The 18,674-nt window shown below is 73.1% G+C and carries 18 protein-coding genes; 7 read left to right on the top strand and 11 right to left on the bottom strand.

The genetic code is table 11. From position 1 onward, the window contains the following. Window positions 1-43 precede the first annotated feature (43 nt). Both ABZZ20_RS05555 and ABZZ20_RS05550 read left to right on the top strand, forming a co-directional pair. Window positions 44-907 carry a hypothetical protein gene (locus ABZZ20_RS05555; RefSeq protein WP_356866984.1) on the top strand — a complete coding sequence of 288 codons (864 nt, stop codon included), beginning with the start codon at window positions 44-46 and terminating at the stop codon, window positions 905-907. Then, window positions 904-2,196 (top strand): HAMP domain-containing sensor histidine kinase, encoded by a 1,293-nt coding sequence (locus ABZZ20_RS05550; RefSeq protein WP_356866982.1) that lies wholly within the window; start codon window positions 904-906, stop codon window positions 2,194-2,196. The genes ABZZ20_RS05555 and ABZZ20_RS05550 overlap by 4 nt, the downstream gene beginning before the upstream one ends. Before the next feature lie 70 nt (window positions 2,197-2,266). On the opposite strand, the gene ABZZ20_RS05545 is transcribed toward ABZZ20_RS05550, so the two are convergent. The 3 genes from ABZZ20_RS05545 to ABZZ20_RS05535 are packed head-to-tail and all read right to left on the bottom strand — an operon-like array spanning window position 2,267 to window position 4,243. Beyond that, on the bottom strand, window positions 2,267-2,542 hold the full coding sequence (locus ABZZ20_RS05545; protein WP_356866980.1) for a hypothetical protein: 276 nt from the start codon (window positions 2,540-2,542) through the stop codon (window positions 2,267-2,269). 10 nt (window positions 2,543-2,552) lie between these two features. Next, on the bottom strand, window positions 2,553-3,266 hold the full coding sequence (locus ABZZ20_RS05540; RefSeq protein ID WP_356866978.1) for a helix-turn-helix domain-containing protein: 714 nt from the start codon (window positions 3,264-3,266) through the stop codon (window positions 2,553-2,555). A 29-nt stretch (window positions 3,267-3,295) separates the two neighbouring features. Beyond that, a complete protein-coding gene (locus ABZZ20_RS05535; protein ID WP_356866976.1) occupies window positions 3,296-4,243 on the bottom strand; it encodes a diiron oxygenase in 948 nt (315 codons plus the stop codon). Between the two features lie 230 nt (window positions 4,244-4,473). Here ABZZ20_RS05535 and ABZZ20_RS05530 point away from each other — a divergent pair, with 230 nt between their 5' ends. Beyond that, a complete protein-coding gene (locus tag ABZZ20_RS05530; protein ID WP_356866974.1) occupies window positions 4,474-5,658 on the top strand; it encodes a ferritin-like domain-containing protein in 1,185 nt (394 codons plus the stop codon). 6 nt (window positions 5,659-5,664) lie between these two features. Here the strand turns inward: ABZZ20_RS05530 and ABZZ20_RS05525 are convergent, their stop codons facing one another. Together ABZZ20_RS05525 and ABZZ20_RS05520 are read right to left on the bottom strand one after the other, a co-directional pair. After that, on the bottom strand, window positions 5,665-7,149 hold the full coding sequence (locus ABZZ20_RS05525; protein ID WP_356866972.1) for a penicillin-binding transpeptidase domain-containing protein: 1,485 nt from the start codon (window positions 7,147-7,149) through the stop codon (window positions 5,665-5,667). Further along, entirely contained in the window at window positions 7,146-8,519 is a 1,374-nt protein-coding gene (locus ABZZ20_RS05520) for an FtsW/RodA/SpoVE family cell cycle protein (protein ID WP_356866970.1), read from the bottom strand. Before ABZZ20_RS05520 ends, ABZZ20_RS05525 begins: the two co-directional genes overlap by 4 nt. A 95-nt stretch (window positions 8,520-8,614) precedes the next feature. Here ABZZ20_RS05520 and ABZZ20_RS05515 point away from each other — a divergent pair, with 95 nt between their 5' ends. The 3 genes from ABZZ20_RS05515 to ABZZ20_RS05505 all read left to right on the top strand — a co-directional run bounded on the left by ABZZ20_RS05515 (window position 8,615) and on the right by ABZZ20_RS05505 (window position 10,868). Continuing rightward, window positions 8,615-9,022, top strand: coding sequence for a DUF6325 family protein (locus ABZZ20_RS05515; RefSeq protein ID WP_356866968.1), 408 nt, complete (start codon window positions 8,615-8,617; stop codon window positions 9,020-9,022). Then, window positions 9,022-9,357, top strand: coding sequence for a hypothetical protein (locus ABZZ20_RS05510; protein ID WP_356866966.1), 336 nt, complete (start codon window positions 9,022-9,024; stop codon window positions 9,355-9,357). The genes ABZZ20_RS05515 and ABZZ20_RS05510 overlap by 1 nt, the downstream gene beginning before the upstream one ends. Window positions 9,358-9,545: 188 nt before the next feature. Next, window positions 9,546-10,868 carry an NlpC/P60 family protein gene (locus ABZZ20_RS05505; RefSeq protein ID WP_356866964.1) on the top strand — a complete coding sequence of 441 codons (1,323 nt, stop codon included), beginning with the start codon at window positions 9,546-9,548 and terminating at the stop codon, window positions 10,866-10,868. On the opposite strand, the gene ABZZ20_RS05500 is transcribed toward ABZZ20_RS05505, so the two are convergent. The 5 genes from ABZZ20_RS05500 to ABZZ20_RS05480 form a co-directional block, all read right to left on the bottom strand. Further along, entirely contained in the window at window positions 10,799-12,079 is a 1,281-nt protein-coding gene (locus tag ABZZ20_RS05500; RefSeq protein WP_356866962.1) for a styrene monooxygenase/indole monooxygenase family protein, read from the bottom strand. The two genes, ABZZ20_RS05505 and ABZZ20_RS05500, sit on opposite strands and share 70 nt — an antisense overlap. Window positions 12,080-12,155: 76 nt before the next feature. Continuing rightward, entirely contained in the window at window positions 12,156-12,782 is a 627-nt protein-coding gene (locus tag ABZZ20_RS05495) for an ATP/GTP-binding protein (protein ID WP_356866960.1), read from the bottom strand. After that, a complete protein-coding gene (locus tag ABZZ20_RS05490) occupies window positions 12,763-13,158 on the bottom strand; it encodes a DUF742 domain-containing protein (RefSeq protein WP_356866958.1) in 396 nt (131 codons plus the stop codon). The genes ABZZ20_RS05495 and ABZZ20_RS05490 overlap by 20 nt, the downstream gene beginning before the upstream one ends. Then, window positions 13,155-13,634, bottom strand: coding sequence for a roadblock/LC7 domain-containing protein (locus ABZZ20_RS05485; RefSeq protein ID WP_356866956.1), 480 nt, complete (start codon window positions 13,632-13,634; stop codon window positions 13,155-13,157). The genes ABZZ20_RS05490 and ABZZ20_RS05485 overlap by 4 nt, the downstream gene beginning before the upstream one ends. After that, a complete protein-coding gene (locus tag ABZZ20_RS05480) occupies window positions 13,631-16,924 on the bottom strand; it encodes a nitrate- and nitrite sensing domain-containing protein (protein ID WP_356866954.1) in 3,294 nt (1,097 codons plus the stop codon). Before ABZZ20_RS05480 ends, ABZZ20_RS05485 begins: the two co-directional genes overlap by 4 nt. Before the next feature lie 399 nt (window positions 16,925-17,323). Here ABZZ20_RS05480 and ABZZ20_RS05475 point away from each other — a divergent pair, with 399 nt between their 5' ends. After that, the gene (locus ABZZ20_RS05475) at window positions 17,324-18,097 is read left to right on the top strand and encodes a protein phosphatase 2C domain-containing protein (protein ID WP_356866953.1); all 774 of its coding nucleotides are present in this window, start codon (window positions 17,324-17,326) and stop codon (window positions 18,095-18,097) included. A 107-nt stretch (window positions 18,098-18,204) separates the two neighbouring features. On the opposite strand, the gene ABZZ20_RS05470 is transcribed toward ABZZ20_RS05475, so the two are convergent. Then, on the bottom strand, window positions 18,205-18,657 hold the full coding sequence (locus ABZZ20_RS05470) for a MarR family transcriptional regulator (RefSeq protein ID WP_356866951.1): 453 nt from the start codon (window positions 18,655-18,657) through the stop codon (window positions 18,205-18,207). Window positions 18,658-18,674 lie beyond the last annotated feature (17 nt).

Here is an 18,674-nt window from a genome sequence, read left to right as displayed (position 1 = left end):
TCAGAGAGAACGTCGTGCCGCGGAGAAGAGGTGCCCGGAAGCTGTGACAGCGTTCCCCTTCCCACCCGCCGCCCCACCCGCCGCCCCTCGCGACCGCGCCCGCGGCCGCGCCTCGGACGTCCGGGCGAACCACGCCCGCGCCACCCGTGCCCCCGGCACCGCACGCGTCCGTGCCGCCCGCGTCCGCACCGCCCTGCCCGTCGCCGCCGTGCTGGTGCCGCTGCTCGCGGGCTGTGGCGACACCGGCGGTCCCGAGGCCGCCGGTGCGACCCCGACCGCGAGCGGCCCCGTACACCTGTGGCCCGGCCGCAAGGGGGCCTCCGTACCGCCCGCCGATCCGGGGGGTGCCCCGCCGGTGTACGTCCAGGGGCTGCCGCCGGTCCGGGACCAGGACGTGAGTGGGGTCGACCCGGTGGCCCTGGTCCAGGCGGAGCTGCGGGCCCACCCGAACGCCGACGTCGGGCCCGACGGGATGCCCCCGCAGACCGCCGCCGCGATCGCGGCGTGCGGGACGGAGGGGCAGCCCGCGCAGAAGTGCCCGGTCCTGACGCCGTACTACCGGGACCTGACCGGCAACGGGGTGGACGACCTCGTCGTCGGCATCGAGCTGCCCGAGCACATGATGTCCGTACGGGCCTACACCGCGGACCCGGACGGGCGGCTCAACCGGATCATGGCGACCACGCAGACCGTCGTCAGCGTGGAGCTGGCGGGGCGGGACGTGATCCTGCGGGTGCCGAGCGGCAACCCGGGCTACGAGCTGATCACCGCGTGGTCCTGGGACGAGAAGCAGCGGACGATGCTGCCGACGCGCGAGCAGATCGTACGACTGCCGGGGGCGGGACGCAGCCCCGTCTCCCCGCAGCCGCCGCAGCCGTCCGCGCCGAGTGCGCAGGGCTCGCCGTGACGTTGCGGCTTCCCGCGTGGACGGCGACGCTGACCTGGAAGTCGGGGTGCTTCATCGTGGTGATGTGCTGTTCGCTGGCGGCCGTGCTGGGTGCGCTGGTGCACGTCGAGGTGACCCGGCAGACCGTCGCGACGGCCCGCGAGAAGGCGCTCGACAAGCTGCGCGGCGTCGCGCAGGAGTACGAGGCCGGCGAGGCCCTGCCGCCCGACTCGGGGCTCGACCCGGCCGGCCTGCCGCCGGCGCTGCGGGCGCTGGCGTTGTCCGGGCACCGCGGGACGATGGTGGCCGACTACGAGGGCCGGCCGACGATGTGGGCGGCGGCGCCGGCGGACGGCAAGGCACTGGCCACGGCCGTCGACTACGCGCAGAGCGCGCGCACGATCACCGGCCTGGACAACGCGATCATCGGGTCCTCGGTGCTGGCGATCGGAGGGACGCTCCTGGTGGGCGCCTTCGCGGTGACCCGGGTGACGCGGCGGCTGCACCAGACCGCGACCGTGGCCCGACGGATCACGCAGGGGGACCTGGACGCCCGGGTGGACGACCCGCGGACGAAGGACCCCTCGCGGCATCAGGACGAGGTGGCGACGGTCGCGGGGGCGCTGGACACGATGGCGGGGACGTTGCAGGCGAAGCTGGTGAGCGAGCAGCGGTTCACGGCGGACGTCGCGCACGAGCTGCGCACGCCGCTGACCGGGTTGCAGGCGGCGTCGGAACTGCTGCCGGAGGGACGGGCGACACAGCTGGTGCAGGAGCGGGTGCGGACGATGCGGGGGCTGACGGAGGACCTGTTGGAGATCTCGCGGCTCGATTCGGGGCGCGAGGTGGTGGAGACGGACCTGCATCAGCTGGGGCGGCTGGCACGGCGGGTGGTCCGGGCGTCCGGGACGGACACGGAGGTGGTGATCGTCCGGGACGCGCACGTGGAGACGGACCGGCGGAGGCTGGAGCGGGTGTTGGGGAACCTGGTCGCCAATGCGCACAAGCACGGGCGGCCCCCGGTGGTCCTCACGGTGGACGGACCGGTGGTGACCGTACGGGACCACGGGGACGGGTTTCCGGAGTACCTGGTGGCGCACGGGCCGCAGCGGTTCCGGACCGGAGGTGCGGGTTCGGGGAGCGGGCACGGGCTGGGGCTGACCATCGCGGTGGGCCAGGCGGAGGTCATCGGCGCACGGCTGGAGTTCCGGGACGCGGAGGGCGGTGGGGCCCTGGCCGTCGTCACCCTTCCGGAGCCCCCGCCCCCGCCCCCGCCCCAGCCCCCGCCCGAGCCACGGGCGGTGCCGTAGCCCCACGGCCGTTGCCGGTGCTCCGGGTGCTCGACGATCCGCCCCGGCCCCGCGCGGACGCGCGGACGGGTCAGGAAGCGGGTGGGGTGGGCTTGGTCCAGGGCCAGCGGAGCTTCGGCTTCTGGCCGGACGGGGCGTACGCGTACTTCCAGCCCTTCTGGAGGTGCAGCCGCTTCGAATAGCCCGCCGGGACCCGCTCGTAGAGGAGGACCATGGCGGGACCGCCGTCGGGTGACGGGACCGGGATCTCGTACCACTTCGGCGGGTGTCCGGTCGGGCCGAGGAGGATCGGGAGGACCCGGCCGTCCATCGGGCCGCCCTCGAAGGGAGTGGGTTCGCTTCTCACCCCACCAGTGTCACAGCAGGTGCGCGGCCTCGGAGACCACCGGGATCACGCGCCGGGCCAGCACGCCGACCGGCCCGTCCGCCGATTCCAGCGCCAGCGCCGCCCGCGCTGCGGCGGCGGTCTCCGGGTCGGTGGCGGCCGTCGCCGTCAGGAGGGCTATGAACTGGTCCACCAGCCAGTCGCGCAGCGCGCTCACGTCCGGTTGTTTGCCCTCGTCGATCCAGATCAGGGAGGCCGCCTCCACCGCCGTGATCCAGGTGCGCACCATCATCCGCAGCCGCGGCCCGGGGGACGGTACCGACAGGTGGTAGAGGATCTGCTCGGCCGCCGCCCGGCGGATGCCGTCCACGATCGCCGTCGTACGGGAGGTCTCCACGACGCTGCCGCCCTGGAGGAGGGCCGCGAAGCCGGCGTCGTGTTCGTCGACGAAGGCCAGGTAGCGGTCCAGGGCCCGGGAGAGGCGCCGGGTCAGCGGACCGGCTTGGGGTTCGGCGAAGCACTGCTCCAGGAGGTCCGCCGCCGAGCGCAGGGCCGCCTCGTACAGCTGCTGCTTGCCGCCCGGGAAGTAGCGGTAGACCAGGGGCCGCGAGACGCCCGCCGCCTGGGCGACGTCGTCCAGCGAGACCTCCTCCGGGGCCCGGTGCGCGAACAGCGACAGGGCCGCGTCGAGGAGCTGGGCCCGCCGCTCCTCGACGCTCAGCCTGCGGTACGCGCGTACGGTCATGGCCGCAGGGTAGCCCCGAAACGACGGGCTCAGGGCAGGAGTCCCGAGCTCTTCCAGAGCGTGCGGCCGACTCCGCGCAGCACGCCGATGTCGTCGAGGAAGTCAGTGAGGCGCTCGGCGCCGGTCTGCATGACCTCCCGCCGGTGGCCGCTCGCCTTCACCTGGGCGACGGCTTCGCGGCGGTCCAGGCCGATGTTCTCGTAGACCTGGGGGTTGACGAAGGCCAGGGAGAAGACGCGGGCGGCCTCACCGCAGCTGATGCGGGTCAGTTCCTGCTCCCAGCGCGGGGCGGTCAGCATCTGGCGGCGCAGCTCCTCGCGGGCGTACCGGACGTGCCGGGCCTCCTCGATGACGTGGATGCGGGTGACCCCGCGCACCAGCGGCTGGATGCGCTCGTCCGGGAAGGTGAGGCGCTGCATCCAGTCGAGGATCTCCTCTCCGAGCAGGGTGCACGCGAAGGAGCCCGGGGTCGTGGAGACCGTCTTGAGGATGCGGGCGAGGTTGTGGTTCGTCCGCGAGACCGGGTAGGCGGGGGTACCAGCCTTCTGGATCATGCGGGCGAACATCATCGAGTGCCGGCACTCGTCGGCTATCTCGGTCAGCGCGTAGCGGACGTGATTGCTGGTCAGGGGCTTGTCATAGATGTGCCGCACGAGCAGCTGCATCAGGATGATCTCGAACCAGATGCCCAGGGAGCCGAGCGCTGCCGCCTCGTGGCGGGAGAGGTCGATGCGCTGTTCCTCGCCCATCTTCTTCCACAGCGGGGTGTCGTAGAGGGAGAGCAGCTCGGGCGGCCAGTAGTACGCGCCGTCGACCGTCGGGGCGTCCCAGTCGAGTTCCTTGTCGGGGTCGAAGGAGTGCTTGGCCGAGGACTCCAGCAGACGTGCGGCGATCTGTTCGCGGTCCTTGAGGAGGCCGAGCGCGTCCTGGAGGACCCGGCGGTCCGGACGGTCCGTGCGGTCGGTCGTGGTCGTCATGGCGGGGCACCTCGCCCTGTTCCGGGGTGGGTAGGGGTCACGGCTTCGACCGCGGCTGCGATCGCGCTGCGGTCACGGCGGTGGACGCTGGCGCGCCCACCAGTTATGAGACTGCTTGTCAGCAAGGTCGTCAATCCCCCGCGCACGACTTGTTGACCGCGCGTCTATCAACGTGTGACGCTGCCAACCATCCAGTCCTGTACGGAAGTACCCGAGCCGAGGGGGCGTCAGTGTCGACGCACGAGCTCTACACCAAGGACCCGGGCGAGGACGTCTGGCAGGTCCCGGCCTCCGGCTCCGCCCGCTTCAGCTGGGAGTACGCCGAAGGCCGGGAACGACTCCTCGCGCTGTACCAGAAGGGCAAGGACAAGCAGTGGGACGGCGCCAAGCGCATCGACTGGGACCTTGAGGTGGACCCTCACAATCCGCTCGGCACCCCGGACGAGGCGCTGACCCTGTACGGCACCCGCCACTGGTCCAAGCTCACCGATCAGGACAAGGGCGAGCTGCGCCGGCACTACACCGCGTGGAACTTCAGCCAGTTCCTCCACGGCGAGCAGGGTGCCATGGTGTGCGCCGCGCGCATCGTGGAGTCGGTCCCGGACCTGGACGCGAAGTTCTACTCCGCCACCCAGACCATGGACGAGGCCCGGCACGCCGAGGTCTTCGGCCGCTTCCTGCACGAGAAGGTCGGGATGCTCTACCCGATCAACGACAGCCTGCAGGGGCTGCTCGGCGACACCCTGCGGGACTCCCGCTGGGACATGCCGTACCTGGGCATGCAGGTGCTCATCGAGGGCCTGGCACTGGCTGCCTTCGGGATGATCCGCGACACCACCGACAAGCCGTTGCCGAAGCAGATCCTGGCGTACGTGATGCAGGACGAGGCCCGGCACGTGGCGTTCGGACGGATGGCACTGCGCGACTACTACAAGCAGTTGACGGACGCCGAGCTGCGCGAGCGCGAGGAGTTCGTGATCGAGGGCTGCTACCTGATGCGCGACCGACTGCGCGGGGTGGAGGTACTGGAGAACTTCGGCATCCCGCGGCAGGAGGCCGCGCAGTTCAGCGAGCAGTCGGAGTTCCTGCACCTGTTCCGCAAGCTGCTGTTCAGCCGGATCGTGCCGTGCGTGAAGGACATCGGACTGTGGGGCCCGCGGCTCCAGAAGGCCTACCTGGACATGGGCGTCTTCGAGATGGGCGACTCCAACCTGGACCTGCTGATGACGCAGGACGAGGAGATCGCCGAGGCCCTCGACCGGGAGCGGTTCGCGGCCGAGGAGGCGGCGCGGGTGGCGGAGGTACGGGCAGCCATCGCCGAGGGCGCCGGGACGCCCACCGACACCGCCACCGACGCCTCCGCCGCCGATGCCTCCGGTGGCACCGGCACCGACACCGGCACCGGCACCCCGTAGGGCGTTTCAGCGGGCCGCGGGGCGCGGGGGCCTCGTCCCGTACAGCGCGGCCTCCATCACCGCCCGCGCGATCGGCGCGGCAGCGCCGTTGCCGCTGATGTCCCCGCGGTCCGCCGCCGCGTCCTCGACCACCACCGCCACGGCGACCCCCGGCTGTGGTGCGTCCTCGGCCTTCGCCCAGCCGATGAACCAGGCGTAGGGGGTCCCCGCGTTACCGACACCGTGCTGGGCGGTGCCCGTCTTGCCGCCCACCACCGCGCCCTGGATCGCCGCGTTCCACCCGCTGCCGTTCTCCACCACCTTCACCATCAGGTCCTGCAGGCGCAGCGCCGTCGCCGGGTTCATCGCCCGGCCCAGGCTGTGTTGCGGCCCGCGCCGGACCGGATCCCCGTCGTCCTGGGTGGTCCGGTCGAGGAGGCAGGGGGCCTTGAGCTCGCCCCCGTTCGCGACCGCCGCCGCCACCATCGCCATCTGCAGGGGCGTCGCCTTCGTGTTGAACTGGCCGATCGAGGACAGCGCCAGCTGGTCCGGACTCATGTCCGTGTCGAAGTTCGACCGCGACACCCAGGCCGGCACCCGCAGCCCGTCGTCGTTGAACCCGAACCTGCGCGCCGCGTCCACCATCCCGCGCAGCCCGACCCGGACCCCGATCTTCGCCATCACCGTGTTGCAGGACCACTGCACAGCCTCCGCCAGCGAGGCGTCCTGGCAGCCGGCCCCCGCGTTCGGCAGCAGGGTGCTGGTGCCCGGCAGCAGGTAGGGGTCGGGGGTCTGCGTGGGCGCGTCCACCTCGGTGACCACGCCCGCGTCCAGGGCCGCGGCGGCCGTCACGATCTTGAACGTGGAGCCGGGCGGGTACGTCTCGCGCAGCGCCCGGTTGAGCATCGGTCGGGCGGGGTCCGCGTTCAGTCGATCCCAGGCCGCCTTGACGCCCGCGCCCGTACCGGAGAGCAGGGCCGGGTCGTACGAGGGGCTGCTCACCAGCGCGAGGATCTTCCCGGTGGCCGGTTCGAGCGCGGCCACCGCGCCGCGCCGGCCCGCCAGCCCGGCGTACGCGGCCCGCTGCAGGCCCGCCCGGACGGTGGTTTCGGCGTTGCCGCCGGCCGGGTGCCCGCGGGCCAGGTCGTACCAGAGCGGAAGGGCCGAGAGCGCGGGATCGGTGCCTGCGAGGACCGCGTCCTCGGCGCGTTCGAGCAGGCTCGTCCCGTACGTCTGCGAGGAGAACCCGGTGACCGGCGCGTACAGCGGGCCGTTCGAGTACGTCCGCTCGTAGCGCAGCAGTTGGCCGCTGTCCCGGGAGCCGGTGACGGGCCGTCCCTCGACCAGGATGTCCCCGCGCGGCTCGGCGTACCGTTCGACGGCGGGGCGTTTGTTGGCCGGGTTCGCCCGGTAGGCGGCGGCCTCCCAGACCTGCACCCGGGCCAGGTTGACGAGCAGGGCGACGAGCAGCAACGCGCAGAAGTACGCGCACCAGCGGATGTACCGGATCACACGACCGCCTCCGCCTCGGCCGGGCGGGGCCTGCGGGCGCTGTCGCTGAGCCGGACGAGCAGCGCCACGATGATCCAGTTGGTGACGACGGAGGAGCCGCCCTGGGCGAGGAAGGGCATGGCCATGCCGGTGAGCGGGATCAGCCCGGTCACTCCCCCGGCGATCACGAACACCTGGAGGGCGACGATGGAGGCGAGCCCGGTGGCGAGGAGGCGCCCGAAGGAGTCGCGCAGCGCGAGCCCGGCGCGGAATCCGCGGTCCACGAGGAGCCCGTAGAGGAGCAGGATCGCAGCGAGGCCGGCGAGGCCGAGTTCCTCGCCGGCGGTGGCGAGGATGAAGTCGGACTTGGCGGCGAAGCCGATGAGGAAGGACTGTCCGTGGCCGAGTCCGGAGCCGAGGAGCCCGCCGGCCCCGAAGGCGAAGAGGGACTGGGCGAGCTGGCCGGGCCCCTCCCCCCGCTCGATGGAGGCGAAGGGATTCAGCCAGTCGTCGACGCGGCTGTGCACGTGCGGCTCGAAGGTCCCGACGGCGTACGCGCCCAGGGCGGCCAGCAGCAGCCCGATCGCGATCCAGCCGATCCGGCCGGTGGCGGTGAACAGCATGATCACGAACAGGCCGAAGAAGAGCAGCGAGGTCCCGACGTCCCGCTCCAGGACGAGCACGCCCACGCTGAGCAGCCAGATGCCGAGGATCGGGCCGAGCACCCGGCCGGGCAGGAGGCGCAGCCTCCCGAAGAGACGGCGGCCGGTGAGGGCGAGGGCGGTGCGGTTCGCGGCGAGGTAGGCGGCGAAGAAGACGGCGAGCAGGATCTTGGCGAACTCACCCGGCTGGAAGGAGAGTCCGGCGAACCGGATCCAGATGTGGGCGCCGTTGACGGCCGGGAAGAAGACGGGGACGAGCATCAGCACGAGGGCGGCGGTCACCGAGAGGTAGGCGTACTTCTGGAGCACGCGGTGGTCGCGCAGGAGGACGACCACCAGGACGAAGAGGGCCACGCCCAGGGCGGACCAGCGCAGCTGGTCCCCGGCGGTGAGGTGGCCGGGCGTGGTCAGGTCGAGGCGCTGGATGAGGACCAGGCCGAGCCCGTTGAGCAGGACGGCGATGGGGAGGACGAGCGGATCGGCGTACGGGGCCCGGAAGCGGACGGCGAGGTGCGCGAGCAGGGCCGCACCGGCGAGGCCCACGGCGTAGTGGGCGGCGGGGCGGGGCGCGTGGCCGGTGGCGGCGAGGCCCAGGTAGAGGTGTCCCAGCACGGACACGAGGACGGCCCCGGCGAGCAGCGTCAGCTCGACGCCCCTGCGCCGGGGCGCGCTGGCGCCGGGTGGCGGGGGCGGGGCGGGCTCCGCCACCTCTGCCGTCAGAGCGGTCATACGGGAAACGTAGCAAGCGGACAGAGGGTATGTCCGCTTATGTCATAGAGTGCCGAAGAGTCGTCAGAAACGGTCACGAGTGGGAGCCGCGGCACATGGGACCAGTGGAATTCATCGTCCTCGCCTTCCCCGAGGAGCAGCTGCGGGTGCCGGCCGTCGAAGCCGTGATGGGGCTGCGCAAGGCCGGGGTGGTGCGGCTCATCGACGGACTCGTGGCCTCGAAGACGGCGGCCGGTGAGGTACTGGCGGCCGAGTTCGACGAGTTCATGGAGCTCCAGGGCCTCCTGGCGCACCGCGAGGCCGTGCAGCTGATCGCGGCGGAGGACGTCCGGGAGGCGGCGGAACTGCTGGACCGGGGCAGTTGCGCCCTGCTGCTGCTGGTGGAACATGTGTGGGCCGAGGACGCGGCCATCGCCGTACGGGCGGCGGGCGGGCGGATCGTGGGGTCGGTACGGATCCCGCCGGAGCGGGTGCCGGCGGACGGCCGGGCGGGAGCGGCCTGATGTTCATCCGCCCGGTCGGAGTGACGGTCCGGTCCGCCAACCGCCCCGCGGGGCGGCCCTTGCTGCGCGGGCTGTTGTCCCGCGCGGCGGGCGCACCACCGCCCGGGGCAGCAGACTCCGGGGACCGCGCCCCCGCTGGACCTGCTGCACCTGCTGTCCCTGCTGCACCTACTGCGGAGGCCGACACCGCGGCCCCGCAGGAGCCGGCCAGCTGGGCCGGACCCCCGCCCTCCGGGCTGGCCGCCGAGCTGGCGCAGCTGGCGGATCTGGCGCGAGAAGGCTCCCTGACTCCGCAGGAGTTCACCGCGGCCAAGACCCTCCTGCTCCACCTCTGACCTCGGGCCCGGCGTCCCTCCCGGCAGCGGTCTCCGGGCGCTGCCGGAACCCGCCCCGGTGCGGCGCGCCGCTGTCGGGGGCGGGCCGGAGGGACTCGGCCGGAGGGGTGAGAGCGGGGGGCTGGCCGACCGGGGTCGGGGATTTGTCATACCGGTCGTGGCAGCATCGGTCGCCTGGAGGTGATCACATGTCACGCCGCCTGCTCCGCGCCGTCTGCCTCGCCGCCGTGTTCGTCACGGCCGGCCCGCTCCCCGCCGTCCACGCCGAGTCCCCGTCCGACCGCGCAACGGACGCGACGCCCACCCCCACCGCCAGTTCCACCACCGGCCCCACGCCCACCGCCAGTTCCACCACCGCCCCCACGCCCACGCCCAGCACCGCCCCCACGCCCACGCCCACGCCCAGCACCAGCACGGTCGGCCCCGCCTCCACCCGATCGGTCGGCGCGCTCCTCGCCCAGCTGCAAGGCCTCTACCGCCGGGCCGAGGAGGCCGCCGAGGCCTACAACGCCACCGAGGTCGCCCTCAAGGCCGCACAGGACAAGGAACGGCGGCTCAGCGGCAAGCTCGGCAAGACCCGGAACGCCCTCGGCGCGGCGAAGGCCACCACCGGGCGGATGGCCCGGGAGCAGTACCAGGGCGCCCGGGGGTTCTCCCCGTACGCCCGGATGTTGCTCACCGGTGACCTCCAGGCCGCCCAGGACCAGCGCCTGCTCACCGCCCGCGAGGGCGCCCGGCAGGCCGGCGTACTGGCCCGTCTCTCCCGCGGCGAACACCTGGCCGATGCCCTCGCCATCGCCGCCCGCAAGGCACTCGACGCGCAACAGGTCCTGACCGCGCAGCACAAGCGCCACCAGGACGAGGCCGCCGCCAAGCTCAAGGAGGTCGAGCGGATGCTCGCCTCGCTCACTGCCGAACAGCTCGCCCAGCTCGGCGCCCGTGAGGCCGCCGACACGGCCACCGCGCAGCGGAAGCTGCTGGCTTCCGGCCGGCTCGCGGCCACCCCCCGTACGCCCACGGCCGCCGGTGGCACGGCCCTGACCTACGCCAGCGAGCAGATCGGCAAACCGTACGCGTGGGGTGCCGAAGGGCCGGGGTCGTTCGACTGCTCCGGGCTCACCTCGCAGGCCTGGGCGCACGCCGGCCGGTCGATCCCGCGAACCAGCCAGGAGCAGTGGGCCCGGCTCCCCAAGGTGCCCCTCGACCAGCTGCGCCCCGGTGATCTGGTCGTCTACTTCCCGACCGCCACCCATGTGGCCCTGTACGTGGGCAACGGGAAGGTCATCCAGGCCCCGCGCCCCGGCGCGAAGGTCAAGGTCTCCCCCATCGCGGCCAATCCGCTCCTCGGCGCCGTACGGCCCGACCCCGACGGGTCCCCGCTCACCGAGTTCACCCCGCCGCAGCTGCCCGGGGCGGCGACGGCGGGGGACGACGACATCGGCTACTCCGCGGCCGAAGCGCCCGCCGCCGTCGCGGACTCGGGCGCGGACGCCGTGACCTCGGCCAAGTAGTCCGCCGCGTCCTCGGGGTCGTAGAAGTACGCGTCGAAGTCGGAGGGGTTGTCGAAGCCGTTGGCGAAACGGTCCGCCACCGGCTGCAACTGACCGGCTGCACCGATCAGGTTCAGCACGTGCTCCGGCGGGACGCCGAGCATGGCGTTCGTCCACTGGGTCACCGGCTTGCCCGTCGTGAACCAGAACCTGTCGAAGGCCGCCTTCATCCACGCCTCGTCGAACGGCTTGTCGCCGTGCATCAGGATCGACGAGAGGTACGAGGCCGCGCACTTCGCGGCGGAGTTCGCGCCCTGTCCCGTGATCGGGTCGTTCGCGACGACCACGTCCGCGACGCCCAGCACCGCACCACCGCCGGGCAGCCGCCCGATCGGGTTGCGGACGATCGGCGCGTACCGGCCGGCCAGCGTGCTGCCCGCGTCCGTGAGCTCCACCTCCGCCGCCCGCGCGCGCTCCCAGGGCACGAACTTCTCCATCAGCTCCAGGGTGAGCGCGAGGTGCTCCGCCGGGTCGGTCACCCCCCGGAACACGTCCAGCGGGCCGCCCGGCAGCCCCTCCCAGAACAGGATGTCGGCCCGACCCGACGTGGTGAGCGCGGGCATGACGAACAGCTCGCCGACGCCCGGGACCAGGTTGCAGCGCACCGCCTCCGTCTCCGGGTGCTCGGGACGCGGCTCCAGCCCGTGCACGTAGGAGACGGCCAGGGCGCGCTGTGGCGCGTCGTACGGGGAGCGCGCCGCGTCCCGCCCGAACATCGACACCAGCTCGCCCTTGCCCGCGGCGACCAGCACCAGGTCGTACGTACGGGAGAAGTAGTCCAGGTCGGCCACGGACGCGCCGTGGATCACCAGCTGCCCACCGCGCTGCACGAAGGCGTCGAGCCAACCGGCCATCTTCACGCGCTGGTCCACGGACTGCGCGTACCCCTTGAGGCGGCCGAGCCAGTCGACGGGACGGGTGCCGTCCGGGGCGGCGACGGACACGCCGAGGCCCTCGATCTTCGGGGCCTCCTGCTCCCAGAAGTTCAGCCCGAGGTCCCGCTCGTGTTGGAGCGCCGTGTCGAACATGACCTGCGTGGACATGATCCGCCCGGTGCGGATCTCGTCCGCCGTCCGGTTGGAGATCAGGGTGACCTCGTACCCCTTCGCCTGGAGGCCGAGGGCGAGCTGGAGACCGGACTGGCCGGCCCCCACGACGAGTATCTTGCGCATCTCAGCGTTCTCGATTCGGGTCAGCGGTGCAACGGGTGAGGCGGTAGCGGGATCTGCGCCTGCTGCTCGCTCGGAGCTATTCGGGGGTCGCGTCCAGCGCGTGGCCCACCAGCGTCAGCAGCGATGCGACGACCGTGTCCCGGCGCCGCGCATCCATGATCACGACCGGCACGTGGGGCGGGATGGTGAGCGCCTCGCGCACGTCCTCGGGCTCGTGGGCCGGCGAACCCTCGAAGTGGTTGACCGCCACCGCGTACGGGAGCCCGCAGCTCTCGAAGTAGTCGAGGGCCGGGAAGCATTCGCGCAGCCGCCGGGTGTCCGCCAGGACGATGCCGCCGATGGCGCCGCGGACCAGGTCGTCCCACATGAACCAGAACCGCTCCTGGCCGGGGGTCCCGTACACGTACAGCACGAGGTCGTCATCGAGCGTGATGCGGCCGAAGTCCATCGCGACGGTGGTGGTGCTCTTGTCCGGCGTCGCGGACAGGTCGTCGGTCAGCAGGCTGGCCTCGGTCATCACCGCCTCGGTGCGCAGCGGGGTGATCTCGGAGACGGACGACACGAAGGTGGTCTTTCCGACCCCGAAGCCGCCCGCGACCAGCACCTTGACTGCGACGGGTGCGCGGGAACGGTCGTACTGCCAGGGCTGGGCGGGCTCGTCGTCCTGGACGGCTGCGGATGTGTCAGAGACGGCGAAGACCACTGAGCACCCTTTCCAGCAGCGCGCGTTCGGGACGCCCGGGGCCGTGCCCCGTTCCGTAGACGCGGATGCGGCCCTGGTCGGCGAGGTCACTGACCAGGACGCGGACCACTCCGAGCGGAAGTTTCAGCAGCGCGGATATCTCGGCGATCGTGCGCATGCGGCGGCAGACCTCGACGATGGCCGGCATCTCGGGCGTGCGGTCGGGCTTCTGCGGCTCCGACGCCTTGGAGTCGAGGGCGGCGACGAAGGTCTCCACGTGCAGGACCTGAGTGAAGCGGGTACGGCCACCCGTGAGGGAGTACGGGCGGACGCGGGCGGGCCGGCGGTCGGCTCCGCGTATCGGCAGCCGGTCGGAGGCCGAGGCCGTACTCCTCACGGGGTCTTCTCCATCGACTGGCGCAGCTCGCTGCGGACTTCGGGGGTCAGGACGTGGCCGGCGCGGCCGACGAACAAGGCCATGTGGTACGCCACCACGCTCATGTCGCAGTCGGGCGTGGCGTGCACGCCGAGGAGCGAGCCGTCGCTGATCGCCATGACGAAGACGGAGCCGTACTCCATCGCGACCATGGTCTGCTTGACCGCCCCGCCCTCCATGAGGTCGGCGGCTCCGGTGGTGAGGCTACCCAGCCCGGACACGATGGTGGCCAGGTCGGCCGAGGCGCCGCGCGGGCCCTTGGTGCGCGCGGGGCTCTCGCCGGCTGCCCCTCCTGGGTCCGAGGACAGCAGCAGGAGCCCGTCCGAGGACACGACGGCGACGGAGTTGACGCCGGGCACCTCCTCGACCAAGTCGGTCAGCAGCCACTGCAGGTTGCGGGCCTGGGTGCTCAGTCCGTACGTACTGGGCGCGGTCATGTGCGTGCCTCCTGTGCGCTGTCCCCCTGGTCGGTCTCCTGTGCGAGCTCGGCGGCCACGACGCGCCGTCCGTCCCGCGTCCCCTGGTAGAAGCCGCCGAGTCGGCGGCGCAGCTCGTCCGCGTCGACGCGGCGCGGCGGCTCGGTCCGTACGGTCTCGACGCGGCTGGCGGCCACGACGCGCGGGGTCCGCTTGGGCAGCCCCTTGTCGGTGACGGTGCCCTCCGGTCCCGCGTCGGGGTGGCTCCCCTGGCGGGGGACCCAGCCGTCCTCGGCGGGTGCGTGCCGGTGCGGCTCCACCGGGCCGTCGGGGGCGGCGGCCCGGGTGGTCCGCCTGGGCAGGACCGGGGCTCCTTCCGGTACGACGGCCCCCAGTGCGGCATCGGACGGCGGGTCGGCGGACGCCGGGCCGGAGTCGGACCCCGTGAAGGCGTCCGGTCCTGCGTCGGGGACGACCCGCGCGAGCAGTTCGTCGCCGGGATCCCGCTCGACCGGGACCTCCGCCGATCCGTCGGCCGCGGTGAACACCTGGTCGGCGGAGGGCAGTACGCCCTCCGGGTCCGCGAAACCGTGGTCGTCCGTCGGCGGCTGCGCGTCCGGGACCCGGGCCGTGAACACCTGGTCGGCCGGGGGCAGTGCCTCGTCCGGAGGCTGCACCTCGTCCGGGGTCCGGGCGGCGGCGGGCTCGACCCCGCCGGGCTGTGCGTCCGGGTCGGGGTCGAAGCCCGCGGGCGCGTCCGCGTCCGGGGACGGGGACGGGGCCCCGGCCTGGAGGCCGGTGACGTCGCCGAGACCGGCGTCGAGCTCCGGGTCCTCGTCCGGGTCCGCGTCCGGCACTGGGTCGGCGTCCAGCTCCAGGTCCGGGTCCGCGAGCAGGTCCGCGTCCAGCCCCGGGTCCGCGTCCGGGCCGGCGTCCAGCTCCGAGTCCGCGTCCAGCACTGGGTCCGCGTCCAGGTCCAGCTCCGGGTCCGCGAGCAGGTCCGCGAGCAGGTCCGCGTCCGCGTCGAGCTCCGAGGTTCCGGCCGGGGTGCCCGTGACGGTCTCGTCCCACTCCATGCTCCGCAGGAGCGCCGCGTCGGCCTCGGCCTCCGCCTGCGCTCCGGGGGTCCGGAAGGGCTCACCTTGCGGCAGGAGACCGGCGGACGGTTCGGCGTCCCGTTCCTCCGCCGGTGGCATCCGGCGCGGCGGGATGGTGTTCTGGTTCGCCTCGGCGATCACGCCCGGCAGCTGGAGCTCCGGCAGGCCGGGGGTGGCGAAGGTGTGCACCGGGGAGGTCGGCGGGGTGGCCGGCAGGAGTGCGGCCGGGACGACCACCCGGGCCTCCGTGCCGCCGTGCCGCCCGGCGCGCAGCTCCGCGGTGACCCCGTGCCGGGCCGCGAGGCGGCCGGCCACGTACAGACCGAGGCCCAGGCCGTGTTCCGACTCGGGCTCCTCGTCGTAGGCCTCGGGGGTGGCCAGGCGGGCGTTCAGCGACTCCAGTCGGTCGCCGGTGACCCCGATGCCCTCGTCCACGACGGACAGGACGGCGTCACCGTCGTCCAGCAGCCAGCCGGAGACCTTCACCTTGGCCTCGGGCGGCGAGAACGTCGTTGCGTTCTCCAGCAGTTCGGCCAGCACGTGCGAGATGTCGTCGGCCGCGTGCCCAGCGACCTGGGTGAACACGGGCAGCGCCGCCAGGTCGACGCGCTCGTAGCGCTCGATCTCGCTGACGGCGGCGCGCATGACGTCGACCAGCGGGACCGGGGCTCCGCCGCCGTGGCCCTGTTCCTGGCCGGCCAGGACCAGCAGGTTCTCGTTGTGGCGACGCATGACGGTCGCCAGGTGGTCCAGCTTGAACAGGGTCGCCAGCCGGTCCGGGTCCTGCTCCTTGGATTCCAGCTCTTCGATGACGGCGAGCTGACGCTCCACCAGGCCCAGGGTGCGCAGCGACAGCGAGACCGAGGTGGTCGACAGGAGGCGGCGTTGTTCTTCCAGGCTCGTCCGCAGCTGCGTCAGTTCCCGCTCCAGCTCGCCCCGGCCCGAGTTGAGTGCCTCGTTGCGGCCGATGAGCCGGCGATGGTCGGCGTCGAGGCCGGCGATCCGGGTGTGCAGGGAGACCGTCTGGTCTCGGACGGCGTTGAGGTGGCGCACGACCTCGGCGAACTCGTCGTTGCGGCCGGTGAAGCGGACCGGTTCCACCGAGCCCTCCGGCGTGGCCAGCCGGGCCGCGCCGCGCCGCAGCACGGACAGCGGCCGGGTCAGCGAGCGCGCCACGGCGGTCGAGAAGCCGACGGCGACCAGGAAGAGCAGGCCGAGGACCGCGACCAGCGTCTCCAGGCGGGTCACGTCGTCGTCCCGCAGGGTGGCGAGGGCGGTGGCCCGCTGTCCGGCGAGGGTGGATTCCACGGACCGCATGCGGTCGATGCGGGCGGTGAGCGCGGGCGCGACGGTGGCCCCGTCGAGCTTGCGGTCGGTCGAGGACAGCGTGGGCCGCTCGGTGAGCCGCTTGAGGTAGTCGTCGGCCGCCTTGACCTCGGGGCCGGTGACGGTGGCGGCGAGGGTCTGGCGCACGTCGGGTCGGGCGACCCGCGCAAAGTCGTCGAGGGCGGCCTGTTCGCGTACGCGGGTGCGCTGGCCGGCGGTGGACAGTTCGTCCACGACGGCCGAGTTGGGGGGCTGCTCGCCGCGGGGGACGGCCAGCGCGGCGAGCAGCAGACCGCGCGTGGCCGATGCCTGTTCCACGGCCTGGCCGAGGGGGGCCAGCGGCCGGGTGGTGGCGAGGGCGGCGACGGCCCGGGGCGGGGTCAGCTCGGCGAGCCGGTCGCCCGGGGCGAGCAGTTCCGCGATGACGCCCGTGTAGGCCTGGTGGGCGGCGAGGGCGCTGCCCTTGCCGTCGACGGCCTCGGCACGGACGGCCTGGACGCGGCCGAGGGCGCGGGCGAGCGCCTCGTCGGCTTCGTTCTGGACCTCGGCGAGCTGCCGGTCGGTGAGCGCGGTGCGCTCCTGGACGGGACCCTTCGCCTGCGCGCCGGGGCGGCCCTTGGCCACGTACTCGACGGCGGCGTCGCGTTCGTCTCCGAGGAGGTGCGCGAGGGTGAGGGTGTGCTGGGTCTGCTCGGCGAGCGTGACCAACTGCTGGGAGTCGTTCAGCTCCCGTGTCGCGGAGACCACGGCTGGGGTGCCGGCCGCGAGGACGGTGAGGCCGGCGACGGCGACGCCGACGACGAGCCTGCTGCGCACGCGGACGCGACGTCCTGCGGGGGCGGGTCCGTCGGTGGCGGTGCCGTTCTTCCGAGACCGCTTCTTCTGCACCGGTGCTCGCAATCCTGTACGTGTGCTCGTGCTCGTCTACTCGTGTGGCCGAGGTAACGGCCGGTCAACAAGTAAACGCCCCCTGCCCCCTCGTACCGCTCCAGACCCTTGCAGTGTGTTGGGGAGAGAGCCCGACATCGCCCACCCGGCCACTCGAACGAGTGAACATCACGGATGAGTTGGCGACCAACTCGGCGGGGCGCCCGCGGAGCGCCGCCGCGGACGGACGGTTGAAAGATCGATGGGGGCTTTGGCACTATGCCCGCCCACATGTCCCGGGGGGCCTCCGGGAGCCCGTCGGGAGGGGCGGACGACCCCCATATCGCCGACCCCGCCTTGGTACGGACTATTCCGCCCGGTACGGCCGCCCGGCGGGGGTGCGGCGGGCAGAATGTCCGCATGCGCATCGACCTCGCGTCTGCCCCCGGCAGCCCGGAACGACCCAATGAGGACTGGCTATCGGCGTCGATACCCGCTTCGGGCGGTGGAGTCCTGGTCGCGCTGGACGGAGTCACGCCACCACCCGGCGAGGTCGGGTGCCGGCACGGAGTCCCCTGGTTCACGGCCCGACTCGGGGGCCGATTGACCGAACTGTCCGGATCGCGACGGGACATGCCGCTCGACCTGATCCTGGCGGAAGCCATCCGCGCCACCGCCGACGCGCACCGGCACACCTGTGACCTTTCTCACGTGCGGACCCCGCAGGCGACGGTGGTGATGGTCCGCTGGGACGGGGCGTACGTGGAGCACCTCGTGCTCTCGGACTCCGTCCTGCTCGTCGAGGCGCCCGGGGGCGAGGTGACGGCGGTGCTCGACGACCGGCTGGACCGGATCCCGCGCGAGCTGTTGCGCACGCTGGCCGCTGCCGACGCGCTGCGCAACGCGGAAGGCGGCTTCTTCACGGCCGCCGCGGACCCGGCGGTGGCCGCCCGGGCGGTGACCGGGCGCAGCCCGCGCCACGAGGTCCGGGCAGTGGCGGCGCTCACCGACGGGGCGAGCCGGTGGACGGACACCTTCGGGGAGGGCGACTGGGCGCAGTGCCTGGCGGTGCTGCGGAAGGACGGCGCGGAGGGGCTGATCGGCCGGGTCCGCGCGCTGGAGTCGGACCCGGACCGTCCGTCGGCCCGCGGCAAGCGCCACGACGACGCGTCGGCGGCGTACGCGGAGCTCTAGGCGGTGTGCGGGGGTGCGGGATCGGGAGGGGCGGGGCCGGGGCCGGCCCTGGTCCCGACCGGCTCCGGCGGGACGGCGAACGGGGGCGTCCTCACCGCCGCTCGACCCTATTCTTCGCCTTGGTTCAACTGGTGCAGCAGCCGTGCCAGTTCGGCTACCTCACCGCGGTCCCAGTCGGCGAGCTTGCGCATGTACTGCTCGCGCCGGGCGCCCCTGACGCGCAGGAACCGTTCCCGGCCCTCCTCCGTGAGCCCGACCAGGAAGGCCCGGCCGTCTGCGGGGTCGGGCTCGCGGGCCACCAGGCCCAGCACCTCAAGGGCCCGCAACTGCCGACTCATGGTGGCCTTGCCGACCCCGAAGTACGCGGCGAGCTCCGTGGCCCGCTGGCGGCCCGCAGCTTCCAGGCGGACGAGGAGCCCGTACGCGGCGGGCTCCAACTCGGGGTGCAGGGCGCGGGCCATCTCCCCGGAAGAGGCGCGGGCACGCCGGAGGAAGACGGACAGCTCCCGCTCCAGGGCAAGGAACTCCTGGTCTTCGCTTCCGTGCACGTCCGCTCCCATCGGTGGTGTCCGACACC

Origin of the sequence: Streptomyces sp. NPDC006430, from assembly GCF_040612395.1 — a bacterium.
Lineage (GTDB): Bacteria > Actinomycetota > Actinomycetes > Streptomycetales > Streptomycetaceae > Streptomyces.
This window is presented reverse-complemented; position numbering and strand designations above follow the sequence as displayed.